At 58.2% G+C, this 19,599-nt stretch carries 23 protein-coding genes; 18 read left to right on the forward strand and 5 right to left on the reverse strand.

From position 1 onward, the window contains the following. Positions 1-75 precede the first annotated feature (75 nt). Complete coding sequence (locus CFBP1590_RS12980; protein WP_088235185.1) at positions 76-876, reverse strand: WaaZ-like lipopolysaccharide core biosynthesis protein; 801 nt, start codon at positions 874-876, stop codon at positions 76-78. A gap of 348 nt (positions 877-1,224) precedes the next feature. On the opposite strand from CFBP1590_RS12980, the gene CFBP1590_RS12985 reads away from it, so the two are divergent. The 17 genes from CFBP1590_RS12985 to CFBP1590_RS13065 all read left to right on the forward strand — a co-directional run bounded on the left by CFBP1590_RS12985 (position 1,225) and on the right by CFBP1590_RS13065 (position 15,186). Then, positions 1,225-1,686, forward strand: coding sequence for a hypothetical protein (locus CFBP1590_RS12985; protein WP_088235186.1), 462 nt, complete (start codon positions 1,225-1,227; stop codon positions 1,684-1,686). A gap of 185 nt (positions 1,687-1,871) precedes the next feature. After that, positions 1,872-2,573, forward strand: a complete 702-nt coding sequence (locus tag CFBP1590_RS12990; protein ID WP_088236409.1) for a DUF3053 domain-containing protein — start codon at positions 1,872-1,874, stop codon at positions 2,571-2,573. A 151-nt stretch (positions 2,574-2,724) separates the two neighbouring features. Then, positions 2,725-2,922 carry a hypothetical protein gene (locus tag CFBP1590_RS12995; protein WP_004884474.1) on the forward strand — a complete coding sequence of 66 codons (198 nt, stop codon included), beginning with the start codon at positions 2,725-2,727 and terminating at the stop codon, positions 2,920-2,922. A gap of 104 nt (positions 2,923-3,026) precedes the next feature. Then, complete coding sequence (locus CFBP1590_RS13000) at positions 3,027-3,593, forward strand: GNAT family N-acetyltransferase (RefSeq protein ID WP_058431483.1); 567 nt, start codon at positions 3,027-3,029, stop codon at positions 3,591-3,593. 9 nt (positions 3,594-3,602) lie between these two features. Continuing rightward, a complete protein-coding gene (locus tag CFBP1590_RS13005; RefSeq protein WP_088235187.1) occupies positions 3,603-4,226 on the forward strand; it encodes a glutathione S-transferase family protein in 624 nt (207 codons plus the stop codon). 63 nt (positions 4,227-4,289) lie between these two features. Continuing rightward, a complete protein-coding gene (locus CFBP1590_RS13010; protein WP_004884477.1) occupies positions 4,290-4,715 on the forward strand; it encodes a DUF3830 family protein in 426 nt (141 codons plus the stop codon). A 125-nt stretch (positions 4,716-4,840) separates the two neighbouring features. Continuing rightward, complete coding sequence (locus CFBP1590_RS13015; protein ID WP_004884478.1) at positions 4,841-5,284, forward strand: hemerythrin domain-containing protein; 444 nt, start codon at positions 4,841-4,843, stop codon at positions 5,282-5,284. A 48-nt stretch (positions 5,285-5,332) separates the two neighbouring features. Next, on the forward strand, positions 5,333-5,680 hold the full coding sequence (locus CFBP1590_RS13020) for a hypothetical protein (protein ID WP_004884479.1): 348 nt from the start codon (positions 5,333-5,335) through the stop codon (positions 5,678-5,680). Between the two features lie 411 nt (positions 5,681-6,091). Further along, entirely contained in the window at positions 6,092-6,943 is an 852-nt protein-coding gene (locus CFBP1590_RS13025) for a transporter substrate-binding protein (RefSeq protein WP_088235189.1), read from the forward strand. Between the two features lie 65 nt (positions 6,944-7,008). Beyond that, positions 7,009-7,671, forward strand: a complete 663-nt coding sequence (locus CFBP1590_RS13030) for an amino acid ABC transporter permease (protein WP_025995805.1) — start codon at positions 7,009-7,011, stop codon at positions 7,669-7,671. Positions 7,672-7,680: 9 nt separating this feature from the next. Further along, a complete protein-coding gene (locus CFBP1590_RS13035) occupies positions 7,681-8,343 on the forward strand; it encodes an amino acid ABC transporter permease (protein WP_004884483.1) in 663 nt (220 codons plus the stop codon). After that, complete coding sequence (locus CFBP1590_RS13040; protein WP_004884484.1) at positions 8,340-9,131, forward strand: amino acid ABC transporter ATP-binding protein; 792 nt, start codon at positions 8,340-8,342, stop codon at positions 9,129-9,131. The genes CFBP1590_RS13035 and CFBP1590_RS13040 overlap by 4 nt, the downstream gene beginning before the upstream one ends. A 21-nt stretch (positions 9,132-9,152) precedes the next feature. Further along, positions 9,153-9,539 (forward strand): RidA family protein, encoded by a 387-nt coding sequence (locus CFBP1590_RS13045; protein WP_004884486.1) that lies wholly within the window; start codon positions 9,153-9,155, stop codon positions 9,537-9,539. A gap of 56 nt (positions 9,540-9,595) precedes the next feature. Further along, on the forward strand, positions 9,596-10,378 hold the full coding sequence (locus tag CFBP1590_RS13050; RefSeq protein ID WP_004884487.1) for an IclR family transcriptional regulator: 783 nt from the start codon (positions 9,596-9,598) through the stop codon (positions 10,376-10,378). 24 nt (positions 10,379-10,402) lie between these two features. Continuing rightward, entirely contained in the window at positions 10,403-11,608 is a 1,206-nt protein-coding gene (locus CFBP1590_RS13055) for an amino acid deaminase (RefSeq protein WP_004884489.1), read from the forward strand. A gap of 29 nt (positions 11,609-11,637) precedes the next feature. Continuing rightward, entirely contained in the window at positions 11,638-12,558 is a 921-nt protein-coding gene (gene kdgK / locus CFBP1590_RS13060) for a 2-dehydro-3-deoxygluconokinase (protein WP_088235190.1), read from the forward strand. A gap of 129 nt (positions 12,559-12,687) precedes the next feature. Next, positions 12,688-15,186 carry a UvrD-helicase domain-containing protein gene (locus CFBP1590_RS13065; protein WP_167383091.1) on the forward strand — a complete coding sequence of 833 codons (2,499 nt, stop codon included), beginning with the start codon at positions 12,688-12,690 and terminating at the stop codon, positions 15,184-15,186. Between the two features lie 25 nt (positions 15,187-15,211). Here CFBP1590_RS13065 and CFBP1590_RS13070 read toward each other — a convergent pair whose 3' ends face one another. After that, on the reverse strand, positions 15,212-15,472 hold the full coding sequence (locus tag CFBP1590_RS13070; RefSeq protein ID WP_004884495.1) for a DUF1652 domain-containing protein: 261 nt from the start codon (positions 15,470-15,472) through the stop codon (positions 15,212-15,214). A 356-nt stretch (positions 15,473-15,828) separates the two neighbouring features. Between CFBP1590_RS13070 and CFBP1590_RS13075 the strand changes: the two genes are divergently transcribed. Beyond that, a complete protein-coding gene (locus CFBP1590_RS13075; protein WP_088235191.1) occupies positions 15,829-16,908 on the forward strand; it encodes a polyamine ABC transporter substrate-binding protein in 1,080 nt (359 codons plus the stop codon). Between the two features lie 16 nt (positions 16,909-16,924). On the opposite strand, the gene CFBP1590_RS13080 is transcribed toward CFBP1590_RS13075, so the two are convergent. The 3 genes from CFBP1590_RS13080 to CFBP1590_RS13090 are packed head-to-tail and all read right to left on the reverse strand — an operon-like array spanning position 16,925 to position 19,494. Continuing rightward, positions 16,925-17,638, reverse strand: coding sequence for an ABC transporter ATP-binding protein (locus tag CFBP1590_RS13080; RefSeq protein ID WP_029241852.1), 714 nt, complete (start codon positions 17,636-17,638; stop codon positions 16,925-16,927). Between the two features lie 3 nt (positions 17,639-17,641). Then, positions 17,642-18,487 (reverse strand): ABC transporter permease, encoded by an 846-nt coding sequence (locus CFBP1590_RS13085; RefSeq protein WP_088235192.1) that lies wholly within the window; start codon positions 18,485-18,487, stop codon positions 17,642-17,644. After that, complete coding sequence (locus CFBP1590_RS13090; protein WP_029241854.1) at positions 18,484-19,494, reverse strand: aliphatic sulfonate ABC transporter substrate-binding protein; 1,011 nt, start codon at positions 19,492-19,494, stop codon at positions 18,484-18,486. Before CFBP1590_RS13090 ends, CFBP1590_RS13085 begins: the two co-directional genes overlap by 4 nt. Positions 19,495-19,599 lie beyond the last annotated feature (105 nt).

A 19,599-nucleotide genomic window follows, 5' to 3' on the forward strand; every position in this document is an offset into this window, starting at 1 on the left:
ATCAAAGGCCTGTGAGCGTCAGCTTGCAGGCCTTTTTTGTTGGTCGTTGGCGCAGGTCATTCCGATGCCGCAACATCATCCGTTATAGCTCGAAAGCCCCAGCATGTGTCGAACACCTTCCAGGCTCAGCCTGGGGATGACGTCGTCCGGTACTCTGGATGTCGCCGACAGGTTGTAGACCTGGAAGTCGTCACCCATCACCGAGTTGGCCATCAGTTTCAGGGACGGCAGGATCCGCGACTCATAGTGTTGGTCAAGCCCGCACGGGGACAGTCTGGCCCCAGATGTTTCGTAGTAGCGTCCTGCAGATTGATTCATGTCGAAACCCACCAGAAACACCTTGCTGAAGCCAAGGTGATGGGCAAGTTGCAGGGCCAGATACATGACGGTGCGGGCGTCGAAAAAGCCCAGGCTCATGTCCTTGCTGAAACCGATGTCCCTGCTGCGTCGGCTGAACAGTGAAAGCTTTCTGACCAGATCGGATCGCTGTTCGAAAAGGCTCGCGGCACCCAGCCGGTCGGCCTTCTTCAGCGCATAGACATTGCCCCTGGGCGAAGTTCGGAGCTTCCCGATCTGGCTGTCCCATAGGGCGATGTTGTCGCTGCTGCGCATGGCCTGGGCAAACAGTTCCGGCTGTTGCCTGGAAAAGTCCCGGTCCGAGCAGACGTAGAAGTGGGGGTTGATTCCAGCCCTGGTAAACATGGAAATCGCCCCATTCATCGTAATCATGGGGATGCAGGAAAACTCCCTTATCGGGAAGTCTGCTGCCGAGGCGCCCGAACCCACCAGAAAGACCGGCCCTGCCGAGTTGCCCTTGCAGTTGCCGAAATCTTGCTGATCACAGATATCATCGGAAACCTCGATGGCAACAGGCATAGGATAATCCGTTACTTTCGAAAAGTGTCTAATCATCGTGATGGCTTATTGATGTTATATGGTGCGGGTTAGTTACATACGCTGGTATTGGATGATATCACCCTGCATCTAAAAATAGTTCGCCAAGTTAAATCGCTGTTTTAGTCATGTATCCGGATTGTATCTGTTAGTTGTCCGAAGTTGCAGATGAATATCGAATATGAGTACGGTTGATTGGCTCGCCATCGTGATGAGGTGTCCAGGCGTAATGCGATGAAATACATGGATTTAAGTCAGTATGATGTCGTTATGATATTGCTTTGTGATATCATTTTAACTTGATGATTATCCAGCAACGGAGTTGCAAAAATGCGCCCAGCGTCACCCCTCAAAATCTCCCTCTTTGCCATCGCGGCCTTTGCCGTTACCGGTTGTGCGAGCATCGTCAGCGATTCGAAATACCCGGTAGCGGTGACATCCAGTCCCTCCGGCGCTGCTTACGAGATCTTCAATGAGGGTGGCGTTTCCGTTCGCTCGGGTGTCACGCCTGACGAGGTGACGCTGAGGGCTGGAGCGGGTTATTTCGACGGCGAGAAATACACGGTCACCTATCGCAAGGACGGCTATACCAGCAGCACTCAAACACTCGAGTCAGGCATTGACGGTTGGTACTGGGGCAACATTGTTATTGGTGGGCTGATCGGCATGCTGATCGTCGATCCCGCAACCGGCGCCATGTACACGCTACCGGAGAAGATCAATTCGACACTGACGGTAGCGCCGGTTTCGGCAATCTCTGCTGTTGGGCAGTCTTCGGTGCAGGTTCAATAGCTGCGGGCCGATACGCTCTTGTATCGGGCTTCAGGAATTCAAACGCCGCGCCTTCCCAGGAAGAGCGCGGCGTTTTTACGCGTGTCAGGGGAACTAGATGATGGCATTGCGAGACTATAGGTTCGCTTATGTTCGACAGGCTGTCTGATCGAGCGCGCATTCTTATGATCTCGGAGATCCATGACATGAAGTCCTTTTTTCGTCCCGCTCTGCTGCTGGCTGTTGCGCTGCCCCTGGTACTGGCTGGCTGTGGTGACAAGGAGCCGGAGCAGCGCGCCGCGTTCACGCAGTTCCTGCAGACCCGCATTGTCGACAAGCCTGGCGTTCGGGTTCCCACGCTGACCGAGGATGAAAAGAAATCCTTCGGCGATTACAGCTCCCACTATGCCGTCATCTCGGATTTCAACGCAGGGATGGATGCTTCGGTCAAGCCATTGAATGAGCTTGTGCAAAAGGGCGCTATTCGTTCGTTGAATGACGTGATGGAGCGCCGCGCCGACCTGAAGGCTGTGCAGACAGGCCTCAACGAGATGGGCGAGCAACTGACCAAAGAGCAGGCCAAGGCTGATGCCGCTCATGAGAAGCTGAAGCAGCCGGACGATCTGAAAGTGGTCTACAACAAGGCCTATGACAAGACTGTCAGCGTGCCGGCCAATACCTTTCGCGAAATCCTGCCGCAGATCAACGGCACATTCGAAAGCACGCTGAAGATTGCCGACTATGTCGATGCGCACAAATCGCAGATCGATCTGTCCGGTTCGGTTGCGAAAGTGAATGACCCAGTCGTGCAGACCGAGCTCAACAAGTTGCTGCAGGACCTCAACGCACAGGCGAAAAACGTCCAACAGGCGCAAGCCCGCTTGCAGGCTGTCATGCTGGGTCGCTGATCCGGACCCTTGCCTGAAGGCTGATAGCCTTCAGGCCCATGATGAAACCGGTCGATCGCACAATCGACCGGTTGCGATTTGCCCGTCACCGCCTAGTCTGTCTGGCAGACAGTCTGACGCCCTGTCAGACCTTGCAGTGAGGAGGTATCCCATGTCGACAATACCACCACTTTTCAACGACGAAGTTCCTGCCTGGGATCGTTATGCGGCGGCTGCGCTCAGCACGACGATTACGTGCACCGAGACGGCAGAGGAGGCGGTCGTCGCTGCTGCCGACCTTGCAGACAAACTCGTCAAGGAACGCGAGAAACGGATCAAGGCTGCCAAAGAACAGCTTTTCCAGCATTGAGCTTCACTTCGAGCCTGGTCCTGGACCGGGCTCGCTGGCCGATAAAGTGGCCCTCCTGATGTATGATCGGCGTGTCGTCCTTCACTTTTTCGGCCAGTCGTTCAATGATTAATACCACCCCATTTGATTTGGTCCTTCGCGAAGCCATTGTCGAAGATTCGTTGTGTGTGGCGGTATTGGGGCTGCAGGTGTTTCTGGATACTTATGCCACTGAGGGCATTCGTGATTCGATTGCTCGTGAGGCACTGGAAGCCTTTTCCCAAGCGTCCATTGCCGGGATCATTGCTCAGCCCGGTACATTCGTTATCGTTGCCCAATCTCATGGGCATCTGGTGGGATTTGCCCAAGTGGCGCTGCTTGCTGCGCACGAGATGATCGACACTGCGCAGGCGGCCGAACTGCAGCGTCTGTATGTACAGGAACGGTTTACCGGGCTGGGAGTAGGGAAGCGCCTGCTCAGGGCTGCCGAACAGCAGGCCGCACTCGGCGGCGCGCTTCTGCTTTGGGCGACGGTCTGGGTGGGCAACGATCGCGCGCTGGGTTTCTATCCGCAAATGGGCTACAGGCTCGAGGGCGCGCCGATGTATGTGTTACAAGGCGAAGAACACGAGAATCGGCTATACGCCAAACGGCTGTATGGTTTTGAACCGAAGGACATGGATCCGCAATAAGGACATTGAATGTTACGCATATTGGGCAAGGCGTCTTCCATCAATGTGCGGAAGGTATTGTGGGCATGCGAGGAACTGGCAATACCGTTCACCCAGGAGGACTGGGGCAGCGATTTCAGATCGACCAACAGTGCAGCGTTTTTGAAGCTTAATCCCAATGCCATGGTGCCCGTCATCATTGACGGTGATTTCGTGCTGTGGGAATCCAACACCATCATCCGTTATCTGGCCGGTCAGTATGGCGGCGAGCACCTCTATCCCAGGGCGCCGAAGGCACGGGCGCGGGTTGATCAGTGGATGGACTGGCAGAGCTCTGACCTCAACAAGTCGTGGACTTATGCCTTTATGTCACTGGCACGTCGCTCGGCCAATTTTCAGGATGCAGACGCAGTTGCTGCGTCGCTTTCCATGTGGTCCAGGCACATGCAGGTGCTGAACAGCCAACTCGAAAAGACCGGTGCTTATGTGGCTGGCGAGCAGTTTTCTCTGGCTGACATTGCTGTCGGGCTTTCAGTCAATCGCTGGTTCGAAACGCCCTTCGAGCATCCCGACCTGCCGGCAGTCAATGGGTATTACGAACGGCTCAGTCATCGGCCGGGCTATCTGTTGTACGGACGAAACGGTATCTCGTGACGTCTGATGGCGTCAGTGTTTATCCTTCACGCCCACCTGATAATCATCAAAGGAAACGCGGCAGTGACCCTCATTAAAATAACCGCTGGCGGCTATTCGTTTCTGGCCGAAACCAATCCGGACGCGCCGAAGACTGTCGCTGCGTTCTTGAAGCTGCTGCCTTATAAGCAGAAGTTTATTCATGTGCGCTGGAGCGGCGAAGGTTGCTGGGTGCCGCTGGACGATTACGAATTGAAGCTCGATGACACGTTGGTCGGCTTTGAAAACGCCACCAGTCATCCTTCGGTGGGCGATATCCTGTTTTATCCCGGCGGCTACAGTGAGACGGAGATCATCCTGGCGTATGGGTCGTGCTGCTTTGCCAGCAAGATGGGGCAGTTGGCGGGTAATCATTTCCTGACGATCACCGAGGGCAAGGAAAACCTGCGCAAGCTGGGTGTGAAAACACTCTGGGAAGGGGCGCAGGACGTGGTGTTCGAGCTGGCTTGAGCGTTGCGTTCGACAAAATGCTGGCGAGATGCCGATTCGCCAGTATTTTTTGGAACCGCTGATCTTCGCGAAGGGTCTAGTCAACAATGCTTCCACAACCCGGAAGTCGAACTGGAGATCAGCCCTTGAATATTTTCGAAGCACTACGCGAAAGCCATGATCGTCAACGCGGCTATGCCGATGCACTGATCCAGACCAGCGGCGATTCAGAAGCAAGGGCCCAGGCCTACAAGCAACTCAAGGAAGAACTTCAGGCGCATGAAACCGCTGAAGAACGTTTCTTCTATATTCCGTTGATGGAACACGACAACGGCATTGATCTGAGCCGTCACGCCATTTCCGAGCACCACGAAATGGACGAGATGATGGAAGAGCTGGACGAGACCGAAATGTCGAGCCCGGCCTGGCTGGCGACTGCAAAAAAGCTCTCCGAGAAAGTGCACCACCATTTGAAGGAAGAAGAGCAGAAGTTCTTCCAGATGGCTGGCAAGCTGCTCGACGAGAAGCAGAAGCAGTCCCTGGCGGGTAAGTACGTGAAAGAGTACGAAGAGCAAATCGCCGAAGGATGACGGGTGACCGCGGTGCTAGAATCGGTTTTTTATCAGCGAAGGCATGACATGAAGTTAGCGATTCTGGTGATTGCGGCAGCGGTGTTGGTCGGATGCGCGGCGCCGTCGAATTCGGCACGTTCAGGCGGACCATTCAAGATTCTCTCCAGCACCAAACCGGCGGCTGCCGTCGCCCAGTGCATTCAGGTGACCTGGCAGAACGAAGCCATGTTCGGCAGCTCTGCTGACGTGTTCATGGATAAGCTGTCTGGAGGGGGTTTCACTGTGTTTACCACGGAGACCCGTTACTTCGCGGACGTGCGTCCCCAGGGCGCAGCGTCTTCTGTCGATTTCTATGCCGCCCCGAGCGACACCCAGACAGGCCTGCGCTCCGCCGCCATCGCCACCTGCCTTTAAGCATCGCCCTTCAGGCCCGCCACTCTGGTGGGCCTTTGCTTGCAAAAAGTAACGCCAGTCCCTTCTTCAACTCTGCATGACCCACTGCAAAAACATCCCAGTGTGGGTGTCGTCTGCAAACCACCGCTTTTCAGACGTCGCTCAGCGCGAATGGCCGCTGTGCGCCCATTTGCGGCGCGCACGCACAGGTATGGGGCCTTATGACTCAGATGTTGCTGCCGGTAGCGCCATCTTGTCGAAAGCGCTGAGTTGTCCCCGTCGCACGGTATTTTCCAGTCCCTTGATTCGCCTCGTTTTTTTGCGGTCTGCTTTTGCCACGCATTCTATGGCACACTTTCTGCTCTCTATTCCGTTGTTACATACCTATATCCGCTATAGCGGAATAAAGACAAATCTGGTGGAGTTCATGTGATGCGCTACGGACCTTCTTTTCTGAAAACCTGTGTATTTGCTTTTGCAGCGGCCGTCACCCTGGTCAATCCGGCAATAGCAGCAGAGGGCAGCAAACTGGACGCGGTATTGAAACGCGGCAATCTGGTGGTCGGCACGGGCAGCACCAATGCGCCTTGGCACTTTCAGGGGGCGGACGGCAAGTTGCAGGGGTTCGATATCGACATCGGCAGGATCATCGCCAAAGGCCTGTTCAACGATCCGAGCAAGGTCGAGTTCGTGGTTCAGTCGTCGGACGCGCGCATTCCCAATCTGCTGACGGACAAGGTGGACATCAGCTGCCAGTTCATCACCGTCACCGCCAGCCGTGCCCAACAGGTTGCGTTCACCTTGCCGTACTACCGGGAAGGCGTCGCGCTGCTGTTGCCTGCCAATAGCAAATACAAGGAAATCGATGACCTGAAAGCCGCAGGCGACGGCGTAACGGTTGCCGTGCTGCAGAACGTCTACGCCGAAGAACTGGTTCATCAGGCGCTGCCCAAGGCCAAGGTCGATCAGTACGACAGCGTTGACCTGATGTACCAGGCCGTCAACTCCGGCCGTGCCGACACCGCTGCGACCGACCAGTCCTCGGTCAAGTACCTGATGGTGCAGAACCCTGGCCGCTATCGTTCGCCAGCCTTCGCCTGGAGCCCGCAAACCTATGCCTGCGCGGTCAAGCGTGGCGATCAGGACTGGCTGAACTTCGTCAACACCGCACTGCATGAAGCCATGACCGGTGTCGAATTCCCGGCCTATGCCGCTTCGTTCAAGCAATGGTTCGGCGTGGACCTGCCAGTGCCTGCGATTGGCTTCCCGATGGAATACAAGTAAGTCGGATCGAACCTCTTGAAGGGCAGGGTGAGCTGAAATGCCAACCCTGCCGGGTACAGGCAACCATGAACTATCAGTTGAATTTTGATGCCGTCTGGCGCGATTTTCCGAGTCTGCTGGCGGGGCTGGGCCTCGGGCTGGAACTGGCCCTGATCTCGATTGCCATCGGCTGTGTGATCGGTCTGATGAACGCGTTCGCGCTGCTGTCGCGTTACCGCGCGTTGCGTATCGTGGCGTCGATCTACGTAACGGTGGTGCGCAATACACCCATTCTGGTGCTCATTCTGTTGATCTACTTCGCGCTGCCGGGCCTGGGCATTCGTCTGGACAAGCTGCCGTCGTTCGTCATCACCCTGTCGTTGTACGCAGGCGCTTATCTGACCGAAGTGTTTCGCGCCGGTCTGCTGAGCATTCACAAGGGGCAGCGTGAAGCGGGGCTGGCTATCGGTCTTGGCGAGTGGCAGGTGAGGGCGTACATCGTTGTACCGGTGATGCTGCGTAACGTGCTGCCGGCGCTGTCCAATAATTTCATTTCGCTGTTCAAGGACACCTCGCTGGCCGCTGCCATCGCAGTGCCGGAACTGACCTACTACGCACGCAAGATCAATGTCGAAAGCTACCGGGTGATTGAAACCTGGCTGGTGACCACTGCGCTCTATGTGGTGGCCTGCTATGCGATCGCCATGCTGCTGCGCGCCCTCGAACAACGTTTGGCGATTCGCCGTTAGGAGGCCGTCATGTATCAACCCCCTGGCTGGCTGCAGGAAGTGTGGAATGCCCGTGAAGTGCTGTGGTCGGGTTTTCTGACCAGTATTCAGTGTTCGGCGCTGGCCATTCTGTTCGGCACCCTGATCGGCATGTTCGCCGGTCTGGTGCTGACCTACGGCGGATTTTTTGCGCGCCTGCCGATTCGGCTGTACGTCGATCTCATTCGCGGCACGCCGGTGTTCGTGCTGGTGCTCGCGGTGTTCTACATGGTGCCCGCGCTGGGCTGGCAGATCAGTGCCTTTCAGGCCGGTGCGCTGGGACTGACACTGTTCTGCGGCTCACACGTGTCGGAAATCGTACGCGGTGCCCTGCAGGCGATTCCGCGCGGACAACTGGAGGCAGGCAAGGCAATCGGGCTGCGGTTCGGCCAGTCGCTGCGCTACGTGCTGTTGCCGCAGGCCATGCGCCAGATCCTGCCGACCTGGGTCAACTCCTCGACCGAGATCGTCAAGGCTTCGACCCTGCTGTCGGTGATCGGCGTGGCCGAACTGCTGCTCAGCACCCAACAGGTGATCGCCCGGACCTTCATGACGCTGGAGTTCTACCTGTTCGCCGGTTTTCTGTTCTTCCTCATCAACTACGCCATTGAGCTGCTTGGGCGACACATCGAAAAACGGGTGGCCTTGCCATGACACAAACCCAGACCAAAACGCTTTCACCCGCGTTGCTCAGCATCGAGGGGCTACACAAATCCTACGGCACTGTCGAAGTGCTCAAGGGCGTCGATCTGCGCATGCAGAAAGGCAATGTCGTGACCCTGATCGGCTCCAGTGGCTCGGGCAAGACCACGCTGCTGCGCTGCGTCAACCTGCTGGAAGAGTTCCAGGGCGGACACATCCGGCTGGAAGGCCAGGACATCGGTTACAGCGAAATCAATGGCAAGCGCACCCGTCATCCCGAGCGCCTTATTGCTCAACACAGAGCCATGACGGGTATGGCGTTCCAGCAGTTCAACCTGTTTCCGCATTTGAGTGCGCTGCAAAACGTGACGCTCGGGCTGCTCAAGGTCAAAAAGATGCCCAAGGACCAGGCCGTGGCGCTGGCCGAGAAATGGCTGGATCGGGTTGGCCTGTTGTCGAGGCGCGATCACTTCCCCGGCCAGTTGTCTGGCGGTCAGCAGCAGCGCGTGGCAATTGCCCGAGCCATCGCCATGAATCCCAGTCTGATGCTGTTCGATGAAGTGACTTCGGCGCTGGACCCGGAACTGGTCGGCGAAGTGCTGAATGTCATCAAGGACCTGGCGGAAGAGGGCATGACCATGTTGCTGGTCACCCATGAGATGCGATTCGCTTACGAAGTGTCCGATCAGATTGTGTTCATGAATCAGGGCCGTATCGAGGAGCAGGGCCCGCCCAAGGCGCTGTTCGAGCAACCCAAGTCAGCGCGCCTGAGCGAATTTCTCAAAAACATCCGGTTTTAATTTTTCAAGAAGGAGAACCCCATGAGCATTACCCGTTATGGTGCTGGCAGCACTGCCGGGGGCGGCCAGCCCCGTCCATTCGCACGCGCCGTCGAAGCCGATGGCTGGCTGCACGTCTCCGGGCAGGTCCCGGCGGTGGACGGCGAGATCATCGTCGGCGGTATCGTCGAGCAGACCCATCAGACCATGCGCAACCTGATCGCCATCCTTGAAGAGGCCGGTTACGAGCTCAAGGATGTGATCCGCGTCGGCGTCTGGCTGGAAGATCCACGCGACTTCTGGAGCTTCAACAAGGTCTTCGGTGAGTATTTCACGCCGGAGCACGCACCCGCACGCGCTTGTGTACAGGCCAACATGATGGTGGACTGCAAAGTCGAGATCGATTGCATCGCCTATCGGCAGAAGTAGCGGCTCAGATTTGCCGCCAGCCCGCGCTGGCGGCTCAACACTATGGATAGCAGCAGATGACCGACGTGACTCAAGCGAGCGAAGACACCATCAAGCGCCGTGCCCGCGGGCTGGACCGGGCGTTCGACATCCTCGACTTCCTCAAGGAAAAAGCCACGCCCATGCGGCCCAATGAGATTGCCAGCGGCATCGGCAGCCCCAAGTCCACGATCTACGAGCTGGTGGCTTCACTGCTGGAGCGACGGATTCTGGAGCCGGTCGGCAAGGACGGACACGTGTACCTTGGTCGCCAGCTGTATTTTCTGGGCCAGGCGCACCTGCGGCATTTTGATTTCACTCGCGAAGCAGAGGTGTGCCTGGGTGAGATTGTCAGCCAGACCCGGGAAACTGCGCAGATGTGCCTGCTCAATGGCCGTAAGTACACCGTGGCGCTGATGAAAGAAGGCGAGCGGCATTTCCGGATATCTTCGGACATTGGTGAGAATGCGCCGATTCCCTGGACGGCTTCCGGGCGCCTGCTGCTCAGCCACCTCAGTGACCAGGAGATCATCGACCTGATCGACCCTGAGGACTTCATCCTGCCGGGCGGCGAACGGCTGCCGCTGGACACCTTTCTGAGCGAGATCCGCAAGGCGGGTGAGGAAGGTTTCTTTTCCTTCGACAGCGTGGCCGACACCTTCACGCATTGCTTCGCCGCGCCGGTCAGGAACGAGCAGGGCCAATGCATCGCCACCCTGTGCATCGTTGCGCCGCGTGCCGATGCCAAGACTCATTACAGCGACTATCGCCGGGTGCTGATCGACAGCGCCAACGGCCTGGCTCGCCGAATCAACGAATAACGTGTTTTCAGCAGGAGATTACTGATGAGCATTGCCGTCATCGATAAGGGTTTCGCCCGGCCGGGAGACAGTCTGGTCAGCGACGTCAGCCTGCCTGCGCTGGTCGTTCACCAGCAGGCGCTTGATCACAACATTCGCTGGATGCAGACCTTCGCGACCAACAGCGGCGCCGAACTGGCACCGCATGGCAAGACCAGCATGGTGCCCGCGCTGTTCCGGCGGCAGATCGAGGAGGGCGCCTGGGGCATGACACTGGCGACCGCGGTACAGACCCAGGCCGCCTATGCCCATGGCGTGCGCCGTATCCTGATGGCCAACCAGTTGGTCGGCCAGCCCAATATGGCGCTGATTGCCGAACTGCTGGCGGATTCGACCTTCGAATTTCACTGCATGGTCGACCATCCGGACAATGTCGCTGCGCTGGGCGCATTCTTCGCCGAGCGTGGTCTGCGCTTGAACGTGATGATCGAATACGGTGTGCCGGGCGGACGTTGCGGTTGTCGCACCGAAGCCCAGGTGCTCGAGTTGGCAGACGCCGTTCTGGCGCAGCCTTCGTTGGCGTTGACCGGCATCGAGGGTTACGAAGGCGTGATTCATGGTGATCACGCCATCAGTGGCATCAAGGCATTTGCCGCTTCGCTGGTGCGCCTGGCGGTCGAGTTGCAGGACAAGGGCGCGTTCGCGCTGGATCGGCCGATCGTCACCGCGTCAGGTTCGGCCTGGTATGACCTGATCGCCGAGGCGTTTGATGAGCAAGCAGTGCGCGAGCGGTTTCTCAGCGTGTTGCGCCCCGGCAGTTATGTGGTGCACGACCATGGCATCTACAAGGATGCGCAATGCTGCGTGCTGGACCGGCGTGCCGAGCTGAGCGAAGCGCTACGACCGGCGCTGGAAGTATGGGCCCACGTGCAGTCCATGCCGGAGCCAGGCTTTGCGGTCATCGCCATGGGCAAGCGTGATGTGGCCTATGATGCAGGCATGCCGAATCCGTTGCGCCGTTACAAGGCGGGTGTACTGCCTGCCAGCGGCGATGACGTCAGCGGCTGCAAGGTCACGGCCGTGATGGATCAGCACGCCTTCATGACTGTGGCGCCCGATTGTGAGCTGAAGGTGGGCGACATCATCGCCTTCGGCACATCGCATCCATGTCTCACCTTCGACAAGTGGCGTTCAGGTTGCCTGGTGGATGATGACCTGCGGGTGATAGAACCCTTCAGCACGTACTTCTGATTCCACGCGTACAGAGGAGTGACCGCCACATGAGCCTTCCACGTGTCGCCTTGATCGGCGAATGCATGATCGAGTTGCAGCAGCATGCTGACGGCAGTCTGCGCCAGAGCTTTGGTGGGGACACCTTGAACACGGCGGTCTATCTGGCCCGCTTGCTGGGCAGCGGGCAGGTGGACTACGTCACCGCGCTCGGCGACGACAGCTTCAGCGATGCCATGTGCAAGGTCTGGTCGGAAGAGGGGATCGGTCTGGGCAAAGTGCAGCGCCTGCCAGGCCGCTTGCCGGGGCTGTACTGCATCCAGACCGATGCCAATGGCGAGCGACGGTTTCTGTACTGGCGCAACGAGGCTGCGGTGCGCGATTGCTTCATGACACCGGCAGCCGAGCCGATTCTCGCTGCATTGACCAGTTACGATGTGCTGTACTTCAGCGGCATCACCCTAGCGGTGCTGGGTGCCGAAGGCCGGTCGCGTTTGCTCATGATGCTTGCCAAGGCCCGCTCACGCGGTGCCAAGGTTGCCTTTGACAACAACTACCGGCCCCGGTTGTGGGCCAGTGTCGAGCAGGCACGTGAGGCTTATCTTGCCTGCCTTCCGTATGTGGACCTGGCATTGCTGACCGAAGACGACGAGCAGGCGCTGTACGGATATACCGACACCGATCAGTTGCTGACGGCCTATCGGCAGCGCGGGATTGACGAAGTCGTCATCAAACGGGGCGCACAGAGCTGCATCGTGGAAACCGACGGCAAGCGTTTCGAGATTCCCACGCAAAAGGTGGAGCGGGTAGTCGACACCACGGCCGCCGGGGATTCGTTCAGCGCTGCGTATCTGGCGGCCCGACTCAAGGGTGAACACCCACAGCAGGCGGCTGAAGCCGGGCATCGGCTGGCGGGTATCGTCATTCAGCATCCGGGCGCACTGGTGCCGAAATCTGTCATGCCGCAGTAATGGCATTTACCGCATTACATGCAGTTGATCGGCTAACGCACTGAGTGCAAAGCATTTCGCTGGAACCTGAGCGCGAATCCAGCCACCATAGGCGTCCTTTTTGCCCACGAGCCCATGACCGGAGTCTGCGTGCCCGACGACCTGCCTTCTGCGCTTCCCCATGACCTGGATGTCGATCTCAACCCTCCCGAGCAGTTGCCGTTCCTCAAGCGGCTGTTGGCACGGCTGCTCGGCCGCAGCCTGACCGGGCTGGGGTCGCAGCACATGCCGTCGTGGTTTCATGGGCATGCCGATGGTTACCTGAACGGGCACATCGAAGGCGTCAGGGAAGGTTACGCCGACGGTTACATGGACGGTCAGCAGGAAGGCCGTCAGGTGCTGGTGATCAGCGACACACGTCCGGCAAAGCACCGCGGCCCCAAGGTGGACGATCACCTGTTCGACGACTGGCGGCTGGCGCTCACGCCTGAACTGAAAAAACGCATCAAGAGTGATGTCGCCGAAAAACTCCCCGCGCATGCCCAGCCGAGTGCGGCACAGTGGAAAATGATCTTCAGCGACACGCCGTCAACCTATGTGATTGCCGGTGCAGGCGCAGGTAAATCCACGTCGCTGGTGCTGCGCATCCTGTTGCTGCATCACTACCTGGGCTACGAGCTGGATGCGATGACTGTGGTGACCTTCACCCGTGAGTCACGCAAGGACTTCATCAATAAGCTGATCGACGTCATGGCCCTGTGGGGACATGCCTTGAGCCAGAAACAGGCGCGCGATGTGGTGCGTACCTTCCACTCACGCATTCTGCCGCTGGTACGCAGCCTGCCTGGCTTCGAACAGTTGCGAGCCTTCGAGACGCTCGACAGCCAGACGTCCACTCAGGAAGACGCCGACAGCAATCCGTTCGATCTGCGCATCAACGATGCCCAGCGCCATCAGATGAACCTCTGTTATCGCGACCTCTATGCCAGCAATGAGCGTTTCCGGGAGGTGATGGCGCCGTTGTATCGCCACGCCCTGCAGCTCAAGGAGCTGGACCGCGACCATCCCGATGTGCAGAAACGGGTGGCGGTGACGGAGCTGTCCTCGAAACGGGACGAGGAGTGGTGCGATACCGTCGAGGACCTGTGGATACGTGCCAAGGCCTGGCCTATAAAAGGCATTGAGCCCATGCGGCAAACCGTTGAAATCAATGGGTTTCCTTTCCATTTTCACGGCTATATCGCCGAGCTGGATGCATGGGTCGTGCTGGGGCTGGATTCGAGTGAGGACCAGCAGCTCAAGCGACCCGGGGCGAAATTGCCGGTCTGGGCGGAAGGCGTCATCAAGCGCACCCTGTTTCAAGCTTTCTGCAATAAGCCATTGATATGGATGGATAATTACGATTCGGCGAACAAGGTCATGCAGTCGCTGGCCGGTTCCGCTGTCGCCGGTCCCGGTTTCGACTATAGGGTCAAGGGCGAACTCAGCGCCGGGCCTTTGCTGGACTGTTTTGTGACGGCTGCAAGCTTCATCGAAAACCTGGGCCTGGACGTGCCGAGTGCCGTTGCCGAGATGAGCTTTGCCAGCGATGATCCGGACCGGTTTTTCTTCGAAGCCCTCAGCCTGTTCTGGAAAGCCTTCGAGCAGCACCTGCTGGCCCAGTCTCCACCGGTCATGACGTACAACCGGATGTTCGCGCTGTTCGGGGAAACCTCGCCGGAGAACCTCAGGCACGTCAGTGACCCTGTACTGCGTCCTCTGTCGCACCTGATGATCGATGAGTTTCAGGACGTCTCGCCGCAGATCGTTTCGTGGATTCGCACCTGTCTGCGCGAAATCCGCCGACGTGGACCGGCGATGCACGTCGGACGTATTGCCCAGCATTCGTCACTGCTCTGCGTGGGCGATGACTGGCAGTCGATCTACGGCTGGCGCGGGAGTTCGCCAAAGTACTTCATGGAGTTCGCCAAGGAGTTCCCGTCGCCGGCGACCACTAAAGTCATGCTCAGCGAAAACTACCGCAGCCATCAGTACATCATCGATGCGGCCGAGCATATCGTTCGGGCGGCCCCGGCGATTCCCGGCAAGAAAGCCCGGGCCAGCGGTGCGCCTCAGGAGTTGCTGCCGGTCAGCGTGCGTGATCGGGATGAGGACGAGCTTGCCGAGCGGGTCGCCGAGCATTACAACGACGGCGACTCGATCCTGCTGCTGTACCGCAAGGGCAGCGAAAAGGCCCGTTTCTCACAGCGGCTTCAAGCGCTGATCGACACTGACACCCTGCTCGGCGCGCACAACCGGCGCATCAGGACGCTGACGTACCACAGCTCCAAAGGGTTGCAGGCCGATGCCGTGTTTCTGCTGGGCGATTGCCAGCACCTGACCGTTTCGCCCTACAAGAATCAGGTTTATCGCCTGGCGGGTCTTGGCGATGCCAATGACTTGCAACCGTTCGATTCGGCACAGAAGGATGAAGTGTTGCGCCTGGCCTATGTCGCCATTACGCGTGCAGCCCGGCATTGCTACTGGTATGTCGAAGAAAGTACCAGCGGCACTGACAGCGTTCAGATGCCCAAGGCATCGGACAGGGTCGCAGGTGACAAGCCCTTCTTCGAAGACGTGCGCCAGAAGTCACTGACAGGCAGTCAGTGACGCGCTGTTTGCATCGGGATTGATATCAGGAAAAGCCGACCAGTTGAGTGTGGGCACCGAACAGTTCAAGTTCGGTCTCGATGGCCTCGATGATTCGTTCCACATCCGCAGCGTTCATGACCGTGGCGCAGGGCAGTCCGGCGATGGCCAGTACCGTCTCGCCACTGGCTCGGTCGAACAGTCGGGCGATCATGCTGCTGGGCGCGTCCATGCTGGCTTCAAAGCCTACCGGATGAAAATGCCAGCGCATGAGTTGGCATGCATTGGGGAACGTTACCTTGTTCATGGCTATATTCATGACGATGGCCCACCTGATTCAATCGAGCACTTCCGGGCTCCATAGGGTAGGGAGACCCACCGAGACTCAACCTGCAAAAGCCCGAGAGAGCGGGTAAGAATTACCGAGGTAATTCCTGGCCGCATCATGCTGCTTTCCTACGGTGTTATCAGAGCGGTCTGACCAGCACTAAAAATAGCACCCGACAACGGGCTGATGGAAAAATTTTTTATGACGCAGCAAGATTTTTTCAATTATTTGATGTGGGTCAGTATCGAGTATTCGTAAGGGGCGTTCTGTGCAGGTCTTGTGGCCTTGTCATGCACTAGGGCAAGCTGTCGCCATTGACCTGAGGAAAAACAATAATGTTTAAAAAAGCCCTTGCTGCGCTGATGTTGCTGGCCTCCACCAGCCATGCAGCGGAGACGGTCAATATCTACAACTGGACCGACTACATCGCGCCGGACACGTTGAAGAATTTCGAGTCCGCCACGGGCTTCAAGGCCGTGTACGAGACCTATGAAACCAATGAAGAGCTGAACGCGAAGCTGATGGCCGGGCATTCCGGCTATGACGTGGTTTTTCCGTCCGTTCACTTCATGGGCAGGCAGATAGAAAAGGGCCTGCTCACCCCGCTTGACAAGCGTCAGTTGCCGAACTGGAAAAACCTCAACCCGGTATTACTCAAGGCGCTGGAAAGCAGTGATCCAGGCAACCAGCACGGCTTTCCGTATCTGTGGGGCAGTACCGGTATCGGCTACAACGTGGCTCAGGTGAAAGCGGTGCTTGGAAAAGATATGCCGCTGGATTCGTGGGACCTGATTCTGAAACCCGAAAACATGAAGAAACTTGCCCAGTGTGGCGTCGCCATTCTGGACAGCGCACCCGCCATGTTGCCCATCACCCTGAATTATCTGGGGCTTGAACCGCACAGTGAGAACCCTGCCGATTACAGCAAGGCGCAGACTGTGTTGAACAGCGTACGCCCGTACATTCGTGATTTCAGTTCATCGCAGTACATCGCGGATCTGGCAGACGGCAAAATCTGTGTCGCTGTTGGCTATTCGGGGGACATCTCCCAGGCTCAGGAGAAGGCAGAGCAGGCGGGCAACAAGGTCACCGTCAACTACATGGTTCCCAAAGAGGGCGCGCCAATGTGGTTCGACATGGTCGCCATACCGGCCGATGCTCCCGACCCGAAAGCCGCCTACGCGTTTCTCAACTACCTGTTGCGTCCGGAAGTCATCGCCAGGATTACCAATGTCGTGCACTACGCCAATGGCAATGAAAAAGCCGACGCCTTGATCAGCCCTGCGTTGTGGACGGACACCGATATCTATCCTGACGCGGAAACGCTCGGGCGCATGTTTGCCATGAGCCCGTTGCCGACCAAAATCGATGCGTTGCGGGCCGGTATATGGAATGACATCAAGGCTGGCAGGTAGCACCTCGCGACCACGCTCAGATCAGATGAGCCTCCTGCAATTCGGTCAGGGCCTGGGCCTTGAGGCTGGCCAGCCGCGGGTCACGTCGATCCCGTGGCGTGTTCAGGTCCACCGTCAGTTCATGCACGATTCTGCCGGGGCGGCTGCCCATGACCAGCACACGGTCACTCAGGTACAGCGCTTCATCCACGTCGTGGGTCACCAGCAGCAGGGTGATGGCGTGGCGGCTGGCCAGTTGCAGCAACAGGTCCTGAAGCTTCATGCGGGTAAACGCATCCACGGCACTGAACGGTTCGTCCAGCAATAGAACGGCCGGGTGAGAGTACAGGCCGCGGGCAATCGCCACGCGTTGCGCCATGCCACCGGACAGCGCCTTGGGCAGGGCCTCGGCAAAGCCGGTCAGGCCCACTTCATCGATCAGTTGCCGGACCCAGACACGGTCGTAATGCCCGTCATCACTGAAGCCGATGTTCTGCTCGACGGTTAACCATGGCATCAGCCGCGGCTCCTGAAAAACGAACGCCACTTCTCCCTGTAGCCTGTTCACCTTGCCCTGAAAGTCGCGCTCAAGGCCGGCGGCGATTCTCAGCAGCGTGCTTTTGCCACAACCGCTCGGGCCAAGCAGACTGACGATTTCACCCGCCTGCAACGACAGGTCGATGTCCCGCAGGACAGTGCTCTCGGCAAAGGCCTTGTGTGTAACGCGAATTTCCATCAATGCAGCAGCCATTGATCAACCCTCCTGGCTCTGGCCGTTGAATGCGTCGCGCCAGCTCAGGCAACGTCTTTCCAGCCTCGCCAGCAGGCCGTCACTTAACTTGCCCAGGCCCGCCAGCACGACGATGGCGGCCAGAACGATGTCCGGACGCGAGGTTTCGCGGCCGTCGCTGAGCAGGTATCCCAGGCCCTTTGTGGCGGCGATCAGTTCGGCGGCGACCAGAAACATCCAGGCCAGACTCATGCCGCTGCGCAGTCCGGTGAACAGGCCGGGCAGGGCGGCAGGCAGAAGAATCCGACGTGTCAGGCGATAGCGGCTGAAGCCGTACATCTGCCCGACCTCCACCAGTTTGCGGTCAATGCCGCGTATCGCCGCCACGCCATTGAGATAGACCGGGAAAAACGCACCGATGGCAATCAGCACGATCTTTGAGGTTTCTCCAATACCCAGCCACAACAGCAGCAACGGCACCCACGCCAGGCTCGGGATCGAGCGTAGTCCGGCAAAAGTGGGTTCCAGATAGGCCTCGGCTTCACGGCTGAGGCCCACCCAGGCAGCGAACAACAGCGCCAGGCTCGCACCGATGGCAAAACCACTGAGTACCCGCAGCAGGCTGGCACCGATGTGCTTCCACAACGAACCCTCGGCCAGATCACCCAGGGTCATCACGATCTCGCTGGGCGCAGGCATCTGGTAGGAAGGCAGCCAGCCGATCCTCACGACCAGCTCGAGAAACACGATAATCAGGGCAGGTAATACCAACCCTTTACCTAATGTTTTATGTCTTCCCCACACTCCGCGTTTTGGCTCGGTGAACAGGGCAGACTGCGCACCCGTCAGCGTTTTTTCTGCACGATTCATTGGTGAGCGATCACGGAAGCCGAAAAGTCAGGCGTGATCAACTGCTCGACGACCTGCTCGACGTTCACGCCTTTGCGCACCAGTTCTTCGGAGACCAGAATCGGCGCCGCTGCCTTGGAGGATTCAACATCCCTGGCGCTCAGTTGCGGCGCGCTCAGGTCAGTACGTGACAATTGCAGGCGGGCCACTTCCAGTGGCAGGCCAGACTCCTGGGCCAGCAATCTGGCCAGTTCATCCGGGTTCTTGACTGCCCAGTCCCGCGCTCTCTCATAAGCCGTCAGGACCGTTTTTATCGCCTCCGGGTGCTTCTTGGCGTAGGTCTCGGTGACGCTCAGCACGCCATAGCTGTTGAAGTCCTTGTTGCGATACAGCAGGCGCGATCCTGCCTGAATCTGGCTGGCGGCCATGTGCGGGTCAAGACCTGCCCAGGCGTCCACGTCGCCTTTTTCCAGCGCGATACGGCCATCCGGGTGTTGCAGGTGCAGCAGGTCCACGTCGTCTTTCTTCAGACCGGCCTGTTGCAACGCGCGCAGGGTGAACAGGTACGGGTCGGTGCCTTTGGTGGCAGCGATCTTCTTGCCTTTGAGGTCTGCCACTGTTTGCAGAGGCGAATCCTTGCGCACCACGAACGCAGTCCATTCCGCCCGGCTGTAGACATACACCGACTTGATCGGGCTGCCATTGGCGCGAGCCAGCACTGCCGACAGACTGGCCGAAGAGGCGAAATCGACACTGCCGCTGTTGAGGTATTCCAGTGAACGGTTGCTGCCCTGGCTCAGGACCCAGGTCACCTTCGATTGCGGCAGTGCCTGCTCCAGCCAGCCGAAATGTTTGAGCGCAAGGCTTACGGGTGAGTAGTAGGCATAATCCAGATGGATTTCTGCCGGTACTGTTTCAACTGCTTGGGCGGCCGGCTGAAGCGCAAAGGCCAAAGCGAGACTGGTCAGCAACCCTTTGGCGAGTACGCGGGGAGTCTTCAGGCGAAACGCAGAACGAAGTGATGGCATAAATCGGTGTCCGGATCAGGAAGAGGAGGCGCTGCCGAATCTGTTATTTCCAATTCAGCAGTTGGGCGCGTATAAGGTGCTTAAAAGGGAATATGCAGCCTCTGT

This window comes from Pseudomonas viridiflava (assembly GCF_900184295.1).
Classification (GTDB): Bacteria; Pseudomonadota; Gammaproteobacteria; order Pseudomonadales; family Pseudomonadaceae; genus Aquipseudomonas; species Aquipseudomonas viridiflava.

Bases quoted from the DNA above. Each gene is read 5' to 3' on its own strand.
- CFBP1590_RS13035 (WP_004884483.1), top strand. From the start codon at position 7,681: ATGTATCAACCCCCTGGCTGGCTGCAGGAAGTGTGGAATGCCCGTGAA.
- CFBP1590_RS13090 (WP_029241854.1), bottom strand. From the start codon at position 19,494: ATGCCATCACTTCGTTCTGCGTTTCGCCTGAAGACTCCCCGCGTACTC.
- CFBP1590_RS12990 (WP_088236409.1), top strand. From the start codon at position 1,872: ATGAAGTCCTTTTTTCGTCCCGCTCTGCTGCTGGCTGTTGCGCTGCCC.
- CFBP1590_RS13070 (WP_004884495.1), bottom strand. From the start codon at position 15,472: ATGAACAAGGTAACGTTCCCCAATGCATGCCAACTCATGCGCTGGCAT.
- CFBP1590_RS13030 (WP_025995805.1), top strand. From the start codon at position 7,009: ATGAACTATCAGTTGAATTTTGATGCCGTCTGGCGCGATTTTCCGAGT.
- CFBP1590_RS12995 (WP_004884474.1), top strand. From the start codon at position 2,725: ATGTCGACAATACCACCACTTTTCAACGACGAAGTTCCTGCCTGGGAT.
- CFBP1590_RS12980 (WP_088235185.1), bottom strand. From the start codon at position 876: ATGCCTGTTGCCATCGAGGTTTCCGATGATATCTGTGATCAGCAAGAT.
- CFBP1590_RS13075 (WP_088235191.1), top strand. From the start codon at position 15,829: ATGTTTAAAAAAGCCCTTGCTGCGCTGATGTTGCTGGCCTCCACCAGC.
- CFBP1590_RS13000 (WP_058431483.1), top strand. From the start codon at position 3,027: ATGATTAATACCACCCCATTTGATTTGGTCCTTCGCGAAGCCATTGTC.
- CFBP1590_RS13020 (WP_004884479.1), top strand. From the start codon at position 5,333: ATGAAGTTAGCGATTCTGGTGATTGCGGCAGCGGTGTTGGTCGGATGC.
- CFBP1590_RS12985 (WP_088235186.1), top strand. From the start codon at position 1,225: ATGCGCCCAGCGTCACCCCTCAAAATCTCCCTCTTTGCCATCGCGGCC.
- CFBP1590_RS13085 (WP_088235192.1), bottom strand. From the start codon at position 18,487: ATGAATCGTGCAGAAAAAACGCTGACGGGTGCGCAGTCTGCCCTGTTC.
- CFBP1590_RS13050 (WP_004884487.1), top strand. From the start codon at position 9,596: ATGACCGACGTGACTCAAGCGAGCGAAGACACCATCAAGCGCCGTGCC.
- CFBP1590_RS13040 (WP_004884484.1), top strand. From the start codon at position 8,340: ATGACACAAACCCAGACCAAAACGCTTTCACCCGCGTTGCTCAGCATC.
- CFBP1590_RS13025 (WP_088235189.1), top strand. From the start codon at position 6,092: ATGCGCTACGGACCTTCTTTTCTGAAAACCTGTGTATTTGCTTTTGCA.
- CFBP1590_RS13055 (WP_004884489.1), top strand. From the start codon at position 10,403: ATGAGCATTGCCGTCATCGATAAGGGTTTCGCCCGGCCGGGAGACAGT.
- kdgK (WP_088235190.1), top strand. From the start codon at position 11,638: ATGAGCCTTCCACGTGTCGCCTTGATCGGCGAATGCATGATCGAGTTG.
- CFBP1590_RS13005 (WP_088235187.1), top strand. From the start codon at position 3,603: ATGTTACGCATATTGGGCAAGGCGTCTTCCATCAATGTGCGGAAGGTA.
- CFBP1590_RS13045 (WP_004884486.1), top strand. From the start codon at position 9,153: ATGAGCATTACCCGTTATGGTGCTGGCAGCACTGCCGGGGGCGGCCAG.
- CFBP1590_RS13080 (WP_029241852.1), bottom strand. From the start codon at position 17,638: ATGGCTGCTGCATTGATGGAAATTCGCGTTACACACAAGGCCTTTGCC.